Source organism: Apilactobacillus waqarii (genome assembly GCF_019061205.1).
Taxonomy (GTDB): Bacteria; Bacillota; Bacilli; order Lactobacillales; family Lactobacillaceae; genus Apilactobacillus; species Apilactobacillus waqarii.
Map to the genome: position 1 here is coordinate 62,740 of NZ_JAHQYH010000006.1, position 17,681 is coordinate 80,420.

At 35.6% G+C, this 17,681-nt stretch carries 17 protein-coding genes; 5 read left to right on the forward strand and 12 right to left on the reverse strand.

What is annotated here, in order from left to right; genetic code table 11:
• Positions 1–349: 349 nt before the first annotated feature.
• The 10 genes from KTJ72_RS05130 to KTJ72_RS05175 all read right to left on the reverse strand — a co-directional run bounded on the left by KTJ72_RS05130 (position 350) and on the right by KTJ72_RS05175 (position 10,733).
• Positions 350–1,543: an LPXTG cell wall anchor domain-containing protein gene (locus KTJ72_RS05130; RefSeq protein ID WP_217304280.1), complete on the reverse strand. Its 1,194-nt coding sequence runs from the start codon at positions 1,541–1,543 to the stop codon at positions 350–352.
• Between the two features lie 151 nt (positions 1,544–1,694).
• Positions 1,695–2,882 carry an LPXTG cell wall anchor domain-containing protein gene (locus KTJ72_RS05135; protein WP_217304281.1) on the reverse strand — a complete coding sequence of 396 codons (1,188 nt, stop codon included), beginning with the start codon at positions 2,880–2,882 and terminating at the stop codon, positions 1,695–1,697.
• Positions 2,883–3,041: 159 nt separating this feature from the next.
• Complete coding sequence (locus KTJ72_RS05140) at positions 3,042–5,060, reverse strand: hypothetical protein (protein ID WP_217304282.1); 2,019 nt, start codon at positions 5,058–5,060, stop codon at positions 3,042–3,044.
• 151 nt (positions 5,061–5,211) lie between these two features.
• Positions 5,212–7,074: a hypothetical protein gene (locus tag KTJ72_RS05145; RefSeq protein WP_217304283.1), complete on the reverse strand. Its 1,863-nt coding sequence runs from the start codon at positions 7,072–7,074 to the stop codon at positions 5,212–5,214.
• A 366-nt stretch (positions 7,075–7,440) separates the two neighbouring features.
• Positions 7,441–7,728, reverse strand: a complete 288-nt coding sequence (locus KTJ72_RS05150) for a hypothetical protein (protein WP_034530871.1) — start codon at positions 7,726–7,728, stop codon at positions 7,441–7,443.
• 89 nt (positions 7,729–7,817) lie between these two features.
• Positions 7,818–8,672 carry a DUF4097 family beta strand repeat-containing protein gene (locus tag KTJ72_RS05155; protein ID WP_217304284.1) on the reverse strand — a complete coding sequence of 285 codons (855 nt, stop codon included), beginning with the start codon at positions 8,670–8,672 and terminating at the stop codon, positions 7,818–7,820.
• Positions 8,659–9,267, reverse strand: coding sequence for an HAAS signaling domain-containing protein (locus KTJ72_RS05160; protein ID WP_217304285.1), 609 nt, complete (start codon positions 9,265–9,267; stop codon positions 8,659–8,661). Before KTJ72_RS05160 ends, KTJ72_RS05155 begins: the two co-directional genes overlap by 14 nt.
• Positions 9,268–9,269: 2 nt before the next feature.
• The gene (locus KTJ72_RS05165) at positions 9,270–9,575 is read right to left on the reverse strand and encodes a PadR family transcriptional regulator (RefSeq protein WP_034530877.1); all 306 of its coding nucleotides are present in this window, start codon (positions 9,573–9,575) and stop codon (positions 9,270–9,272) included.
• 99 nt (positions 9,576–9,674) lie between these two features.
• On the reverse strand, positions 9,675–10,181 hold the full coding sequence (locus KTJ72_RS05170; RefSeq protein ID WP_217304286.1) for a hypothetical protein: 507 nt from the start codon (positions 10,179–10,181) through the stop codon (positions 9,675–9,677).
• A gap of 33 nt (positions 10,182–10,214) precedes the next feature.
• Positions 10,215–10,733: a hypothetical protein gene (locus KTJ72_RS05175; RefSeq protein ID WP_217304287.1), complete on the reverse strand. Its 519-nt coding sequence runs from the start codon at positions 10,731–10,733 to the stop codon at positions 10,215–10,217.
• A gap of 290 nt (positions 10,734–11,023) precedes the next feature.
• Between KTJ72_RS05175 and KTJ72_RS05180 the strand changes: the two genes are divergently transcribed.
• A complete protein-coding gene (locus KTJ72_RS05180; RefSeq protein WP_217304288.1) occupies positions 11,024–12,175 on the forward strand; it encodes a matrixin family metalloprotease in 1,152 nt (383 codons plus the stop codon).
• 52 nt (positions 12,176–12,227) lie between these two features.
• On the opposite strand, the gene KTJ72_RS05185 is transcribed toward KTJ72_RS05180, so the two are convergent.
• Positions 12,228–13,634, reverse strand: coding sequence for a sucrose-6-phosphate hydrolase (locus KTJ72_RS05185; RefSeq protein WP_217304289.1), 1,407 nt, complete (start codon positions 13,632–13,634; stop codon positions 12,228–12,230).
• 262 nt (positions 13,635–13,896) lie between these two features.
• On the opposite strand from KTJ72_RS05185, the gene scrK reads away from it, so the two are divergent.
• The 3 genes from scrK to KTJ72_RS05200 are packed head-to-tail and all read left to right on the forward strand — an operon-like array spanning position 13,897 to position 17,073.
• Entirely contained in the window at positions 13,897–14,793 is an 897-nt protein-coding gene (gene scrK / locus KTJ72_RS05190; RefSeq protein ID WP_053792353.1) for a fructokinase ScrK, read from the forward strand.
• 18 nt (positions 14,794–14,811) lie between these two features.
• Positions 14,812–16,167, forward strand: a complete 1,356-nt coding sequence (locus KTJ72_RS05195) for a glucose-6-phosphate isomerase (RefSeq protein WP_041152612.1) — start codon at positions 14,812–14,814, stop codon at positions 16,165–16,167.
• A gap of 15 nt (positions 16,168–16,182) precedes the next feature.
• Entirely contained in the window at positions 16,183–17,073 is an 891-nt protein-coding gene (locus KTJ72_RS05200) for an ROK family protein (RefSeq protein ID WP_217304290.1), read from the forward strand.
• Positions 17,074–17,111: 38 nt separating this feature from the next.
• Here KTJ72_RS05200 and KTJ72_RS05205 read toward each other — a convergent pair whose 3' ends face one another.
• Entirely contained in the window at positions 17,112–17,303 is a 192-nt protein-coding gene (locus tag KTJ72_RS05205) for a CsbD family protein (RefSeq protein WP_053791361.1), read from the reverse strand.
• A gap of 161 nt (positions 17,304–17,464) precedes the next feature.
• Between KTJ72_RS05205 and KTJ72_RS05210 the strand changes: the two genes are divergently transcribed.
• Complete coding sequence (locus tag KTJ72_RS05210; protein WP_155368152.1) at positions 17,465–17,635, forward strand: hypothetical protein; 171 nt, start codon at positions 17,465–17,467, stop codon at positions 17,633–17,635.
• The last annotated feature ends 46 nt before the right edge of the window (positions 17,636–17,681 follow it).

Below are 17,681 nucleotides of genomic sequence, written 5' to 3' on the forward strand. Positions count from 1 at the left end.
TATCAATGTTTTTAAGGTTTTTTTTGCAAAATAACATTTTAAAACCAATATGCTGTAAACGTTGTTATATAAATGTTTTAGATAGGAAGTATAATTAAGCTTTCTGCTTAATTTTTTTGTATAAAAATTTAAGCACTTTTAGAAAATTACAGCTAAATACGGCATTTTTACTGGCAAAAAATGAGTTTGTGGTGAGATTTTTTTGGATAAAAAGTACAATTAATTAAATAAACTTATTGCCAATTTTAGATAATTGTTAGATGTTTTTGCCCAAAAATGCAAAAAAGACGACGAAATTACATACGTAATTTCATCGTCTTAATATTTATATAAAATTGAAACAGTTAATCTATTTGTTCTTTCTTCTTAGCCCGAAGTAAGCAAGTCCTAGACCAATTGCAATGGTAGCAACACCTAATGCGATTGCTCTAGCTTGGTTAGTGTTATCACCAGTTTGCGGTAATTTAGCACGAACGTCCTTCTTTTCTGCAACTGGAGTTTGTTTAGTTTCCTTTGCAGCAGCCTTCTTTTCTTCACCCTTGTTTGCAGGATCAGCAATGACCATTGTCTTTTCATCACTCTTCGGAGCTTGTGATGCTAATGATGAAGAATTTGATGATTGTGCTGAACTTTCAGTTGAAGTAGCAGCAGTTGATGATACATTTTCTGATGAAGCAACTGAAGAAGCAGCTTCTGATTTTACGTTTTGAGTTGCTGAGCTTGATTCCTTAGTTGATTCACTTGATTGGGCAGATGGGTTAGTAGCTTCGCTAGATTGTTCAACTGGTTTAGTTGTTTCACTAGTTGAAGCTGATGATGCACTTTCCTTCTTGTCATCACTTGATGAAGATGATTGAGCTGATGAGCTCTTTTCTGCTTCACTTGATGTGCTTGATTGTGCTGAACTCTTTACAGTTTCGTCTGAAGCACTTGATTGAACTGTAGTATCTCCAGAAGTTTGAGTGGTAGTTTCAGTAGTTGTGTTGTTTTGTTGAGTGTTTTGGTTAACAACTGTGGTAGTTGGTGCTTGTACTGGTAATGTAAAACTAGTTTGAGCTGCACTTGTGTTTAGTCCCTTTGTATCATATCCATAATTACTTGGAACATGACTAACTAAATCGTTTAAAAATTGAGAATAATCAGTTACTGTATAGTCTTTTTCGAAAATCTTATTGTGGTTTTGATCTACGATTTCAGCATGTAATGTATGAGTAGGTGCATCAGCAGTAACGGTACTATCTCCCTTACTGATATCAACTGACTTTTGGTTACTGGTTACATTTAATTGAGATAAAATACCTGTAATATCGTATTGAGCATCACTACTACTTAAATTATATGCTGCAATATCATCACCATTTTGATCTTTAAAATCAACTTTAGCACTATATTTTGCTTGTGCAGTTTCATCCGCGTGCGCTGTGTATGTAGATGCGAATTGACCTGCTTGTGTTCCAGTCAACAATACCCCTGTAATTGCTGAAACGTAAACGAACTTTTTAGTGTTCTTGAATAGTTTTGAATCTCTCTTATCGAACTTCATAATTAACCGTCTCTTTTCAATATAAAATTTTAATTACAATAAAATTAACTTCCTTTAATCATTATATATTTTTTTATGTACTTTTTGTCTTATTTTGCCTAAAAAAAGAAGACCCCACCGGGTCTTCTTTTCATATATATAGATAGATTATCTATCCTTTCTTCTTACCAAAGAATCCAAGAACAGCACCAACAATCATAGCGATGATGCCAACGCCAGCAACTGCTTGTTGATTAGTCTTATCACCAGTTTGTGGTAACTTGTTAGCTTCAGTCTTTGCGGGTTCACCGGCATTGTTACCGGCCTTTTCTTCACCTGGGTTTACAGGATCATAAATAACTGATGTCTTTTCGTTATCCTTGTTAGCTTCTGACTTCTTTTCAGCCATTGATGTTGCTACAGATGAAGCAACTGATGATTCAGCTGATGAAGTGTTAGCGGCTTCAGAGCTTTGGTTTTTAGATTGTGATGAGTTAGTTGCTTCACTTGAAGCTTCACTGCTTTGGATAGCCTTTGATGATTCCGCTGAGCTTTGTGTTGAGCTTTCTGCGCTTGATGCGTTTGAACTTTCAGCACTTGAAGCTTCGCTGGATTGACTTGAACTAGCTGCACTTGATGTTTCAGCTGATGAGCTTTCACTTGAAGTAGAACTTTCATTAGTGTTAGTTCCAGTTGAAGCAGCGGCTGATGATGTGGTAGTTGAAGCACTTTGTTTGCCTTCGTTATCGTAAGATGCGGAAGCTTGACCATGAATAGTAGTGCCACTGGCACTTGATACGTTAGCCTTTGATACTTCAACGTTGTATTGGTCTTCATAGTTGAATGGATCTGAGTAACTATAGCTGTAATCATTTGAGAATGGTTCAACTAAGTCCTTAATGTCAGTTGTACCAAAGTCGGTTACAGTATAACCCTTGGTAGCAAGAACAGCATGAGTATCCTTATCAATGACATTAACTGTCAAAGTGTGAGTTGGTTGATTCAAGGTGTAGTTGTATTCTGACTTGCTTAAATCAATGGTGTCGGGAATATCCTTGTCGTTCTTGATTTGGTCAGTAAAGTCATATGTCTTATTGTTGTAGTGCAAAGTGTATGAAAGACGTGACTTTTGGAAGTTATTGCTATCACTTGAAGCAGTCACACCACCAAGTGAGTTCTTGTTTTGATCTTGGAAGTTAATTGTTGAATTGTATTTGTATTGATGTTGAGACGTATTGTTTGTGGTATCCGCCTTAGCTAAATAGTTACTGGATGAATTAGCATATTGGGCTCCAGCAAATAATACCCCAGTCATGGCTGCGGCATATACCCATTTCTTAGTATTATTGAATTTAGTCATAATACACAGCTTCTTTCCTATTTCTTTTTACAACTCCATTTTAAGAGTTCTTTGAACGATGTGTATATTAATGCCGCGATTTTTACCATTTCTTAAAAAAAGTAACAAAATTTTTAAAGGCAAACTAAAAAGCAGGCCTATTCAGGTCTGCTTTAGTGATTATTTGTAATTTTTTACAAACTTAGTAGCTGCTTTCAATGATTTGTTAGCTTTCTTTAAAGCCTTTTGCACTTTAGCGGCATTCTTCTTGTTTGCCTTTGAATGCTTTTTCTTTAACTTCTTCATTTGTGCAGTTAATGACTTAATTTGTTTCTTATCACGGTTGATAGTTGAAATGCTCTTGAAGTACTTAGTAACCTTTTCTTCCTGTGCTTTTACTGATTTAAGTGCTTTCTTTTCAACGGCTAATTTTGTTTGAAGTTTCTTGTAAGTCGTCTTTTGTTCTTTGGTAACATGTTTTTTCATCTTTTTCTTCAAAGATTTCAATTTAGCTGTATCAGTCTTAACAGCATGTTCACTTCGTTTGTATGTCTTAGTAATCGTTTTTAATTGTGCTTTGGTTGGTTTGGCATTCTCAGTCTTAGCTTTAACAACTGGTTTGGCAGGTTGTTGCGCTGGTTTAGCTACCGGTTGTGGTGTTTTCTTTGTTTCGGGTTCTGGTGTTGATTTCGCTGTAGAAGCAACTGGAGCAGCGGTTGAGTGTGATTGAACAGCTGGATCAGCATGTTGTTCAGCTGGTACAGATGATGGTTGTGCACTACTTTTTGCTGGTTCAATTGATGGTTGTGATGCAGATGAAACTACTGCGCTGCTCTTTGCAGATTCTACAGTTGGTTGTGATGCAGATGATTGCGGATCTGCTTGTTGTGGTTGATTTGATTGTGAAGGCTGAGCAGATGAAGATGCTTGTTGTTCTGCAGCTGCTTGACTCTTTGCTGCTACACTTGATGCTTGTAGACCTGATAATGTATCCGTACTGTGGAAGGTGTATGGACCCTTGGTTAAATCAAGGAATGATGGCATATCAGTTACATTATCAAAGTCCACAAGTGAGTCATAATCATTATCATCTGGACCTAGGTCGTTAGTACTAACAAATTGAGAATCATTACTACCTAATATCAAAGAAACAATATTTTTGTTATCCGAACCAACAATATTAACAGTTGTATAGTAGGCATTCTGACTTGGATTTTGAGATCCGTTTGCGTCACTTACGCTACTTACAGTTGGACCTGAATAATCATAATTATAGGTACTAACATCATTTGGATTAGAAGGTACATTGAATGTATCAGCTGTTGTAACGTTAATAGTTGCTGATTCTTGATTATTGGCAACATAAGGTTGTCCTGGATTAATTGATATTTGTCCATCACTAAAATAATTTGAATCACTGTAAAAATTAGTGTGACCGTAGTCCGTAACTTGTCTGATTGTTTTGAATACTGTTACATTGTGTTTATTTACATAATTAATTGTCAATGAGTGTGTAGGAGCTGTAACACTGATGGTAAAAATATTATCACCATTATGTAACTCAGCAATATCATCATCATTTGTATTAGTACTTTGAGGATTAGATGTATTTGCATTAGAGCTTGAACCATATAACCTAAACTTATCTTGTTCTTGATTTAAATCACCAATAATTTTTGCATAATCCGCATTTGAATTTGGATTTAAGTCATATTCACTGCTATCAGTACTTGAATATTTAGATTCAATGTAGTTATTATTTTGATCTCTAATTTGGAATATTAATTTATTTTTACCATTAAGGTTGTTTGGCTTATTTGTTGCACCAATTGGATTCACATAAAAAGTGTTAGCATCTTGATTATCTTCTGTATTTGATGTGTTTGGTGTATATGTATCTGGAATATTTGATACATCATATCCTAAATCTTGAAGCTTAGTCTTAGTACTAATTAAATTTGATGATTGTCCAACATAACCACTAATAGTGCTAGGAAGTGCCTCACTGTGATCATTCGTATTGATAAAAGTGATTTGTACTTGATTAGATTGATTTGAGTTTTGTGTAGTATCTGCATTTGCGTGAACTGTACTTATATATTGTCCACCAACAAAAATCGCTCCAAGTACAACTGATGAGTACAGTGCTTTCTTCCAGTAGTTATAACCTTTTAAACTAGTATCCTTTGATTCCTTCATGCATACTCCCCCTAAATGTAAACCTTAAGAATTTATTAAACTATAATTGCATTATAATACATCTAATCATTTTTTAACAATTGGGTTATATTAAGGTTATTATTTTAGTATAAACATACAAAAAGCAGACCTATTTAGATCTGCTTTTTTATTACTTGTAATTCTTTACAAACTTATTTGCTGCTTTCAATGATTTGTTAGCTTTCTTTAAGGCTTTCAAGTCTTTTTTGTACAATTTCTTACTTGACTTAGAATGCTTTTTCTTTAGCTTTTTAATTTGAGCAGTTAATGACTTAATTTGTTTACTTTCGTGATTGATAGTTGAAACACTCTTGAAGTACTTAGCTAGTTTTCTTTCTTTAGTTTTTACTGAATTAAATGCTTTCTTTTCAGCGGATAATTTTGTTTGAAGTTTCTTGTAAGTCGATTTTTGTTTCTTAGTTGCACGCTTCTTCATCTTTTTCTTCAAAGTTTTAAGCTTGGCGGTATCAGTCTTAACAGATTTTTTATCTGCATTTATGGCCAAAATAAGGGATTTCCATTGTAATTTAGTTGGTTTTTGACTTCCAACTAATTTTCGCTTATCAGGTTTATTATCAACTTTTTTAACAGTTGATTTTGAATTAACCTTATCAATATCAGTGGATGTATTATCTGGCTTCAAGCTCTTTATTACAAAAGTTTGCATTCCCAATGATAAATCAATATATTCCGGTAAAGAAGAAAGATCATAATCAGCCTTATTTTCGTCGCTTAAATAATCAAATTTAACAAGATTCCATTGGTAACCATCAATTCTATCAGCTCTTACAATTTTTCCATATTGATTTTTTAGAATGATAATTGCTGAATATCCCAAGTATGTAATACCGCTAGTATCATCACTATCTAAATAATCAATTGACACGGGATTCACTTGTGAAAAGCTATCATAATTTAATGTCAAATCGCTCATTTTTTGATATGGTGTTTGTTTCAAGTCTTCGGTAACATAAACATTTTGTTCAGGCTTATTATCTATATAATTATTATCGTCAAGGTCAAGGATAGTTCCTCTAGGCATTCGGTATAAATCATTACTTACATCAATTTTAAAATCTTTACTAGATGCGAGATGATATGAACTAAATATTAATTGATTATCTTGATTAATATAGTTTACTTTGTCAATCTGATAAGGAGCAATAACATTAACATCCATGTTATATGTTCCATCTGGTACATATTCATTCGATAAAGCAGGATTATTATGAAGTATCATTTTTTCCTGTTTTAATCGATCTGCTAATTCAATAGTTTTAAGTTTTTTTCTATAAGTGTTAAATGTTAGGTATTCAACAAAGTTCCCATGTTGATCAATTATTTTAAACACTACTTTATCATTATTACCAATTGGCTTATTGTCCTCATCCACATTATGACTATTCACTGTAAATATCTGATTTCCTTGTGTTAAATCAACATACTTAGGCAAACCACTTGTATCATAATCCTTATTATAATTTTCTATTATCTCGTCAAACGAAACAATGTTAGAATCTTCATTGCTAAGAACATATGATCCTAAACGCTTCCCCGTTTGATCTTGGATAGTTATATTTGCGTTGTATGTATAACTATTTCCAGATTGGGTAGATAAATCATTTGATGAATATACTTCATTTACTGCTGGAGTATCTGTAAATATATCGTTTTCTTTTTGTTGAAAAGAATCATTTATTCCATCTTTTGCTGTAACTTTAACGGTGTAATTCGTATTAGAATTATTAACAGATTTTTGATCATTATCAACTGTATAATTATCGCTTAGGTTTTTCTGTACATCGGTCTGACCATAATTTGTTACAGCGTGTTTTTCAACATATACTGTTTTACCGTTTTGATCAACATAATTTAAAGTGAGAATATGTTTCGGAGCAATTACAGAAACATCGGTAAATGGAGAATTATAATAGTTATCAATATTAGACTTGGAGTCAACGATAAAACCCTCTTGTCTTAATTCTTCTTTCAATTGATTTCCAGTCCAATCATCATACTCGTTAGATAAATTCTTATTTTCAATAAAATTACCACTGCGATCAAAAATTACGAAGGTATGGCTACTACTATCGTCCGCATGTGCATTTAACCCCCCCGAAATAAATGCTCCAAACGAAACTGCAGCAACCGTTACCGAAGCCTTTATAATTAACTTTTTTAACGAGTTATGTTGATTTTTACTTTTATTATTGATAAGTAACCCCCCCTAAAATTAAATAAAATCTAATAAACATTTTAGGCTTTTAATACATTTTTAACAATGTATTTATTTTTCATTAACTAATCACCTATACATACGCATAAAAAAAGACCGACTCAATCGAGTCGGTCTAATTCTTTAAATATTCCACTTACCGTCTACCTTTTTGAACTTAGGTGCACGGTGTTTTTTAATATCTTCTTCAGCTTCACTTACAGCTTGTTCACGAATGTCTTCTGAGTATTCGGAAATCATATCAATGAAGTCGTCGTCGGTGATATTTTGATCATTTTGGCTGTTGTATTCTTCCTTACTATTCTTTAATAGCACTTGGCCAATTTCTTCGACGTCAGCGTCACTTAAGTCTGAGTAGACAGCTACCCATAAATTATACATGTAATTAAAAACGATTTTATCGTTAAACACGTTATTGTCCCTCCTGATATGATTTACATTATTATACTTATAATTTTACTATATTTGCTAATAAATTTATATGCTATATCGTAAAATGATTATTCTAACACTGTAATTGTTCCTGTATTGGACTTGAATCGATATTGTTTGTCAGTGTTAACCGCCTTAGTTGCTGTTTTCACCGTTGGCTTTGGTCCAGATGTCTTCACATCTAATTGCGCATCTTCTGATTTCTTTAATTGTGCGAAGATGTTACCAGTGTCGGTAGTAACTGACATATGACTTTCAATTGTCGGTCTGTCGATGTTAACATCCCCATTAGTTGCCCTGACTGCCAATGACTTAAAACTACTATTGTGTAGGTCAACGTAGTTATCACCTGCATCGATTTGGCTAGCATCCCCATTGAATGTACTATCAACGACTGAGACACGGTCTTCGATGCCGCGCACACGAATTGACTTGGCGTTAACGTCCTTTAATTTGACGTTACCCCATCCGGTAATGTCCATTGGCAATTTATTACTGTAGTGTTTTAGCTTTAGACTGAAACGATTATCGAGCCCATCAACCTTAGTCAATTGGTGACTTGGCACTGTCACGGTCACAAATGATAGTCGTGATAATTCACCCATTTGGAAGTTGGTTGAGAAGCTACTTTCGTTATTATCTTGGCGTAGTTCCAAGGTATTGTTTTGCACCTTATATGCCAGTGGATGATCCTTGGAATCTGTTGAGGTAATGGTAAACTTGCTACCGGATTTAATTGTTAGATTGATATTTCCATACGCACTAATTTTGTCGTATGCCTTTACCTGTTTGGTGTATGTCTTATCCATGTTACGACTAAAGAAAATATCGGTGATGCTTTGGTCGGCCTTAGCGTATCCAATTGAGAAGACGATTCCTCCAGCAACGATTAGACCTAATCCGATTAGACTAAATTTCTTCATTGTTGACTCTCCCTTCAGCATTGCCATATCTTAGGCACTTCTTGTATGTCCAGATTGTGACGTGTTGAATCCAGTTGGCCAACTTTCTCACTAACCATTTTGATAATGGATATAGTTCCATGGAAAGTCCTAGGGAGAATAGCGCCACCCCTAATACCATGATACTTTCAAACAAGTGACCGGTAATGTTAGTCACGCCCCATACCGTTGTACATAGGAAAACGATAAAGGTCAAAATTAATACTAATACCACAGCAAGTACCATTAAGCTGGCTGCTAAAACGGTAGCAAAAATTACTAGAATTAGACTGATTACGACTGGCACTAGTAGTGGGCTGGCAAACAATGCCAAGATCACAATTGATGGTAGTTCCCAGAATTTTTGTGGTGTTGAACTATCTGAATTGTTGATAGAAATATCGGCACGAATTTGTAGTGCTAAACGGTTTGGTGTACCTAATTCCTTAACACATTCCTCGTATGTATTTAAGTTTCCATCCGTTAGATAGTCGGTGTAATAGCTGATAGCATCCATCGCGTCTTGTTCGCTAAGTTTCTTTAAGTGTTGAGTCAGTTCCTCGATATACTGATTCAAATTTATCCCCCCATTAAGTCATCGATGCCGGTCTTAAACGTCATCCATTCCGTCTTTACTTCTTCTAGCTGTGTCTTCCCTGCTTCAGTAATTCGGTAGTATCTGCGGTTTCTTCCTTCAAACGATTCGTCGTATGTGTCGACCAATCCCTCTGATTTTAAACGGCGCATGACCGGATACATTGTCGAATTAGAAACATTAATGGATTCTTGAACTCGCTTAGTAAGTTCATATCCATACATCTCTTCTTGTTCCAATAGACCCAAGACACAACCATCTAATAGCTTTGTTGCTACTTTAATGGCCATTTGAACATCTCCAATTATATTTCAAATTATATTATACGACATATAATATTATACAAAAATAAAAAAAGCAACTAGAAATTTAAACTAGCTGCTTTTTGTTTAAAATCGGTCTGAGTATTTATCGGCTAATCTCTCTGATCTAAAGAAGCCAACCTTCTCACCGGTATTATTGTTTAGCATCACTAATGTTTCATGTCCTCTGTATTCGCCATAACCATAAGTCGTCTCTGGATTGGTCGACTTGCTGGTCCCCCATGGCTTTGAGAAATATTCATTGTGACCGTTTTGTCTGTAGTATCCGCTGTAGACCGGAGTAAAAAACGCTCCTTTACGAGCTTTGACGTGTTTTTCGTAAATACTATGAATCTCGCTTCCGGTTTCAGATTCGTAACCATCCACGAAAACGGCCTTCTTTTTATCAAAGGAAATCGACATGTGGTAATCTTGACCATCAATTTCTTTTTCACCATACCAAGTTCCACGAATACTCTTTGGATTTGAGCTGATGTAGTGGATCTGTGCTGAGGCTTTGGTGGTGGAGAAACTAACGGCAATGAAAGCAAACATTACTAACACTATCAATTTGATAATGTTTTCGAACCTCATATGTGTATCCCCCGTGAAATGTTTGTATTATCTTTAGTTAACGTTATTCACAAATTCTTTTGCTAACTTTGGAGTTCTAAAGAATCCAAAGTCATTATTATCATCTGCATCATAAATAACTAACATTTGATGCCCCTTAAATTTTGTATAGGATAGAAGAGAATTTGGTTTTGAACTTTTCTTTGCATTCCATGGCTTTACAAAATAAACTTTTTTACCATCGTCACCTATATAGTATCCGGCATACTTAGGTTTAAAGAAAGCTTTTTTGTGATCTTTAACGTGTTTTTCGTTCACATTATGTAATACGATACCATATTTGCTACCGTCACTGTCTTCTTGATACACTTTTTTCTTAGTGATTTCGAGAGCCTCTGCACCTTTTTGACCTTTATACTTAACTACTTCGTACCAAATTCCACGCATTTGCTTTGGAAAACTATCAACATAGTGAACCCTAGTTGATGCCGATGCCCTATTAGTTGAAAAACTAACGGCAACAAATGCGAATGCTACTAATACTAGTAGCTTGATCATGTTCTTAAACTTCATAAATGTATCCCCCGAATATAATTATTACGTTTCAATTATAATTATATTATTAAATTTTAATTAAGTCGATAGCAAATAAAAAAGGCAACCAGAATCAATCTAGTTGCCTTTTGTTTTACATGTTGTTTATCAAAGTAATCATCTATCTGATATTTATAAATAAATAACATGACTTATACAAGTTAAATATTAAATGAGTTATATAAACATTACTTTTTTATTTAAAAAAACATTATAAAATACATAAAAATTATGATGATATAATTTATGCGAAAGAAGGATTGATAATTATGGTCAATAAAAGAATTTTAAGTAGCGTATTGGGATCTTTGGGAGTTTTGGCAGTAGCATCAACTATCACAGTTAATGCAAAAGCATCCACATATGAAACAACTCCTATGCTCTCGTATAGATACTCTAAAAAAACGGCAAACTACCATGATAAATCTACCTCAGTTCACTATAAATATGTTTGGAAAAAGGCTGTGGAAGCATGGAAACAAAAAGGCTTTAAATGGACCTCAAAAGAATCATCAAAAACCAACTTGACATCATATAACGACTCTTCTAAAAAAGGTCTAACAATAGCTGGATATGATGCAGTAAGATACAATCCTAGCAACGGTTATATTATTAGGAATAATGTTATGATTAATAGAGCCGTTTTTGAAAAGTATGGGTACTCTACTGATGATCAAATCCATGTAGCTGAACATGAATTAGGCCATGCTTTAGGATTGGCTCACAATAAAGTTAATAGCAAGTCTGTTATGAATCCAGCTAATAGATTCTATAGCATTCAACCTTGTGATGTTAGAGGAATGAATAAAAGATATTCAACAGCTATTGATAACGATTCAGTTAATCCAAATCAATATGTAGATGTAATAGAATACATGAAAGTAAAACCTAGAGTATCGAGGGTTTCTTATAAATACAACGCAACCAATAAACAACTTCTAATTAAAGGTCAAGCTGAGGGATTCAGTAAAATCGCCGTTAAGTATGGGCATAATAAAGTTCGTATATTTAAGGTCGATAAACATTCAGCATTCAATGTAAAGTACCACTTTAAAGGATACGGAACTTTTACTGTATATGGAGTAAACCGTAAAGGTAAGATTGTTTCTAACAAATATAAAATTGGTTCAAACAAATACGCCACTGAAAAGACTGTAGTTTATAAAAACACAAGAAACAAAAATGGTGAAAAAATTTATCTTAGCAATGTAGCCCCATCTACCATCAGAGTTTTTAACAGAGGAAAGTTAGTTAAGGAATTCGTAGCAGATTCTAGTGGAAATACAATTTTTATTAGTCAAAAGAAATTAAGAAAATCAAATTTAATCACAATTGATCAAAAGGAATTTAATAAAAAGACAAGTGTTAGAGTAAAAGTTCCGAAGTTACAAATTGGAGAAAACAATGTGATTAACTACTAAGTCGATAGCAAATAAAAAAGGCAACTAGCCATCAAACTAGTTGCCTTTTGTTTTACATATTACTGATTTTATTTTGTTTTACACTCATATTTTCACTATTCACCCTGACTTCATTACCGTCGTGGAAGAATTGTCCGCTCATGGTAATCTTGCCACCTAGAATGTAGATTTCAAATACAGTGTTGTCTAAATAGAAGTCAATTGATGAAGCTTCACCATTGAATGTGCGAATTGAAACGTCTTCACCGACATTTTTACGTTTCAATGTCCATTCTTGGTCACTTTCATCGTATGACAAACGAAGATAGCTATCTTCTGATTCCAAATTCAAATTGAAGTGTTCATCAAATGGTACGGCTTCAATGTGTTTTTGCAAATCAGTGTCACTTGCTTCGTCTTCTTCGATTAATTGTTTGAATTCTTGGACTGGTCGTTGGTTCAAGTTGCCGTTTTCAATGTGTAATTCTCTTACCATTGAAAGTTCACCTTCCCAACCTTCTTGATCAGATAGGTATTCGGTATCAGGTAAACCAATCCAGCCAACTGATAGCAAACGACCATCTGGAGCATTCAATACTTGAGTCGCGTAGTAGTCAAAGCCTTCATCTAATTGTTTCATTTTAGAAGGATTGATTAACTTCATTGATTCAAAGTCCAAGTCATCCGCTACGATATATGCGTTTGGATGAACGTTGTCATAATGGAATTCGTGTTTATCAGCACCCTGTGGGCAGAAAATCACAACGACCTTGCCATCAACGAAACCAACGTTTGGACATTCGGCCATGTATCCCAAGTTGTCAGTCCCTAGGTCTAACTTTTTGTATAGTTCCCAGCCGTTTTCAATGTCTTTTGAGCGGTAGGTTAGAATTTCACCAGCATTATCGACGGTTTGGGCACCCAAGAATGCGTAGTAGTAGTCACCATGTTTGATGACTTGGGGGTCTCTAAAGTGACCGGTAACTCCTTCCGGTTCACTTTCAATCAATGGGTGATCTAGTTTTGAAATATTATTATCGGCATCCATCCACGCACCTAATTGGTAAGGATGTCTGGCCATCTCTTCACCCTCAAAAGTGTTTCCGGTGTACATCAAGAATAGCTTACCGTCGACATTAATGGCACTACCGGAATAACATCCATTACGGTCAGAATATATGTCCGGCACCATTGGTTTGTCGATGAACTTCCAGTGGACTAAGTCGTCTGACACCATGTGTTGCCAACTCTTTAAACCGTGCACAGCACCGTATGGGAATGCTTGGTAGAACAAGTGCCATTGATTGTTGAAATATGAAAAACCGTTGGGGTCATTCAACAAACCGGTCTGAGTAGTAATGTGATATCCAGGACGCCAGTGGGATTTAGCAATCTTTGTTGCCAATTTCTTTAACACTTCTGGGTCCCAATCTTTGTATAGTCGACCTAATCGATCGATATTCCAGTACTTTGTATCCATTTTTCTAGCCTCACTTTTTTCGTATTATTGTGTCTAATTGTATCAGGTTTGAAGGATTAATGAAATCGTTTACATAACCTTTATAAAATCTTTAAAAAGCCCGTCATTATAGTTATATATCCATGATAACCAATTTTTCAATTCTTAACCTTTTTTTAACTATTTTTCCCTTGTATTTAGAAAAATCGGGTCCATAATAAAAATTGGGAGCGCATTCAAAAACTAATACTCCCCAAAGAAAAAGGTTAAAGGAGATTCAACTATGAAATTTGGTAGCATTGAAGCAGGCGGAACGAAATTTGTTTGCGCCGTAGGTAATGAAAACTATGAAATTCTTGACAGTGTGAGAATTCCTACCACCACTCCTGATGAAACATTAAGCAAATGTATTGAATACTTTGAAAAATTCGACGATTTAACAGCCATGAGTATTGCGTCATTTGGTCCCATCGAAGTGCGCACAGACTCACCAAAATATGGTTATATAACAGACACACCAAAACCAAACTGGTCCAACACTAACTTCTTAGGAACAATGAAGAAACACTTCGATATTCCTATCTTTTGGACTACTGATGTTAATGGTTCCGCTTATGGTGAATACATTACATCAATTAGAAATCATAATCCATTACAAACACTGGTATACTATACTTTCGGTACTGGTGTTGGAGCCGGAATTATCAATGAAGGTTCATTCATTGGTTCTCTAGGTCACCCTGAAGCTGGACACATTTATCTAAAACGCCATCCAGACGATTTAGACTTCAAAGGATTATGTCCATACCACCATAGCTGTCTAGAAGGTCTAGCAGCTGGTCCTACTTTTGACGTTCGTTGCGGTAAGAAAGGTAAAGATGTTCCTATGGATGATCCTGTCTGGGACATCATGGCTTACTACATTGCCCAAGCGGTAATGCAAGCTACCCTATTCATTCGTCCACAAAAAGTTATTTTAGGTGGTGGAGTAATTTCAGAACCAGTTATCAAGAAAGTTCGTGAACAATTTAAGGAAATGTTCAACGACTACGTTGAAGTTGGCGACTTAGACTACTACATCACCATGCCCGCATGTGAAGACAACGGTTCAGCTACAATCGGTAACTTCGCACTAGCATCAAGACAATACTACAAAGAAAACATCGTTAAGATTGATTAATCGATGGAGGAACATAAAATGAAACGAGTTGAATTAGACACCAAAGGTCTAAAGTCCTTTGTGCAATCAAATGAATTAAAGGAAATCGCCCCAATGGTACAAACCGCCCGTGACCTACTAGTTCACGGAACCGGTGTTGAAGCCAAAATGGGTGACTGGGTCAACCTACCAGAAGAATACGATCCCGTTGAATTCGATCGTATTAAAGACGCTGCCAGAGACATTCAAGAAAACTCTGATGTCCTAGTTGTTATCGGTATCGGTGGTTCATACCTAGGTGCCAAGATGGCATTAGATTTTCTACACGGAAGTTTCTTCAACTTAGAAGGTACTGACAAGCACCCTCAAATCTTCTTCGCAGGAAACACAATTAGCCCTGCTTACACTGCCGACTTACTACGTGTAATCGGTGACCGTGACTTCTCAGTTAACGTAATTTCTAAGTCAGGTACCACTACTGAACCAGCAATGGCATTTAGAATCTTCAAGGAAAAGTTAATTGAAAAATACGGTGAAGAAGAAGCTAACAAGCGCATTTACGTAACTACTGACGCTAAGAAAGGTGCTTTACACGATGAAGCAATCGATCAAGGCTACACTAGTTTCGTTATCCCTGATGGAATCGGTGGAAGATACTCAGTCCTAACTCCAGTTGGTCTACTTCCAATTGCCGCATCAGGTGCTAACATCGATGATTTAATGGACGGTGCACACGAAGCTCAAGTTGCATTAAAGGACGCTCCTTTATATGAAAACGACTCACTTCTATACGCTGCTTTCCGAAACATCTTGTACCGTAAGGGCTACACTAACGAAATCCTTGAAAGTTACGAACCACATCTTCGTTTCCTAGCCGAATGGTGGAAACAACTTGCGGGTGAAACTGAAGGAAAGAACTACAAGGGTATCTACCCTAGCTCAGCAATCTTCAGTACTGATTTACACTCATTGGGTCAATACATCCAAGAAGGGATGCGTAACCTAATGGAAACAGTTGTTGAAATCAAACAACCTGCTTCAAACCTAGGTATTCCTGCCAACGAAGAAAACTTAGATGGTCTAAAGTACTTGGAGAACACTACAATGGACGAAGTTAACAAGACTGCTAGAGAAGCCGTTGTTATCGCCCACACAAACGGTGGCGTACCAAACATGTTGGTAACCGCTGAAGACAACAGCGAGGCTACTTTAGGTTACTTAATCTACTTCTTCGAATTTGCAATTGCAGTTTCAGGTTACCTAAACGGTATCAACCCATTCAACCAACCAGGCGTTGAAGACTACAAGCAAAACATGTTTGCCCTACTTGGTAAACCAGGATACGAAGAAAGACGTAAGGAAATTCAAGAACAAGATAACGAAAAATTTCACTAAAAAGAGGCGTTGAATATGTTATTAGGAAGTCTCTGTACCACTGATCACAACCAAATGGTTTGTGCCGTTGGTGACGGTAAGTGCAACATCTCAGACTGGATTGTAATTGATTTAACTGAACCTCAAGAAACTTTGAAAAAAGCTATCGACTACTTCAAAGGTTTTGACGATTTAGCAGCTATTGGTATCTCATCATTCGGTCCTTTGGAACTCCGTACTTACTCTTCTCAATACGGTTATATTAAAGAATCCTCCCGCCCTAACTGGCAAAATATCAACCTATTGGGCACATTCAAACATCATTTCAATATTCCAATCTCATTTACAACTGATGTTAACAGTCGTGCCTATGGAGAGTACATTAGCTCGATTCTAAACGATGATCCTATCTTGAGTCTGGCATACATCACAATCAGTGATGGTGTCGGTGTCGGAATTGTAAACGATGGAAAGTTTGTTGGACATATGGGAAGTCCTGAAATTGGTCATATAATCCCCCAAAGAAACGTTAACGACCAAGACTTCAAAGGAACCTGTCCATATCAAGGTGACTGTCTAGAAGGACTTGTATCAACCAAGGCCATCGAAGCCAGAACTCACCAACGCCCACAAGAAATCTCAATGTTTAACCCCCTATGGGATACTGTAGCGTTCTACATCGCACAATCCGTAATTCAAACCACTGTCTTCATTAGACCACAAAAGGTTATCTTAGGTGGTAGTATCTTAAACGAAATAGAATTAGGTAAGATTAAGGAACAATTCAAGAAGCTATTCGATGGCTATCTTGATGTCGTTGATATCGATCAATACATCACACTTCCTAGTCAAGACGCTGACAAGTTATCAATCATTGGTAACCTTGCTTTAGCAAAACAACAATTCTACTCAGAAGACATTAGATAAATAAAAAAGACGCCATAATGGCGTCTTTTTTATTATGTTTACTTGTTTTCGTTTTCACGTTGGCTACGGCGTTCTTCCGACTTACGACGAGCTTCATCGAAACTGTCCTTAGCCTTACCGAAGAAGTTTTGTGCCTTACCCTTTAATTCATCTAACTTGCTACCAGTAGCCTTACCTTTTAATTCGGTTGCTTTACCTACAACTTTATCTTTTGTATTTTCCAAATTCATAATATCACCTCAAGATATAGATTGGATAAATTACTTTATCTGCCCCTATCATAGAACATTTTTCCTGTAATAGTGGTAAAGATTTTACTAAGATTATGTTACAGTTTTAAAGTTATCAAATTAAAGATATAATAAAGTCAAATATTTCGGAGGTTTCACCAATGAAAAACATCTACACAATCCTGATGATTGTACTATTATTAATCAACTTAGCGCTAATTAGTAACGATATCTTACCGCATACTACTGTTGGTACTATCTTTCATTTAATAGTAATTATCGCTTTATTCATCACAGTTATCATGTGGATTAAAGATCGTCATAAAAAATAAAAAGGCTGCTCGTTTGAGCAGTCTTTTTTATTTAGCTAAATCATTT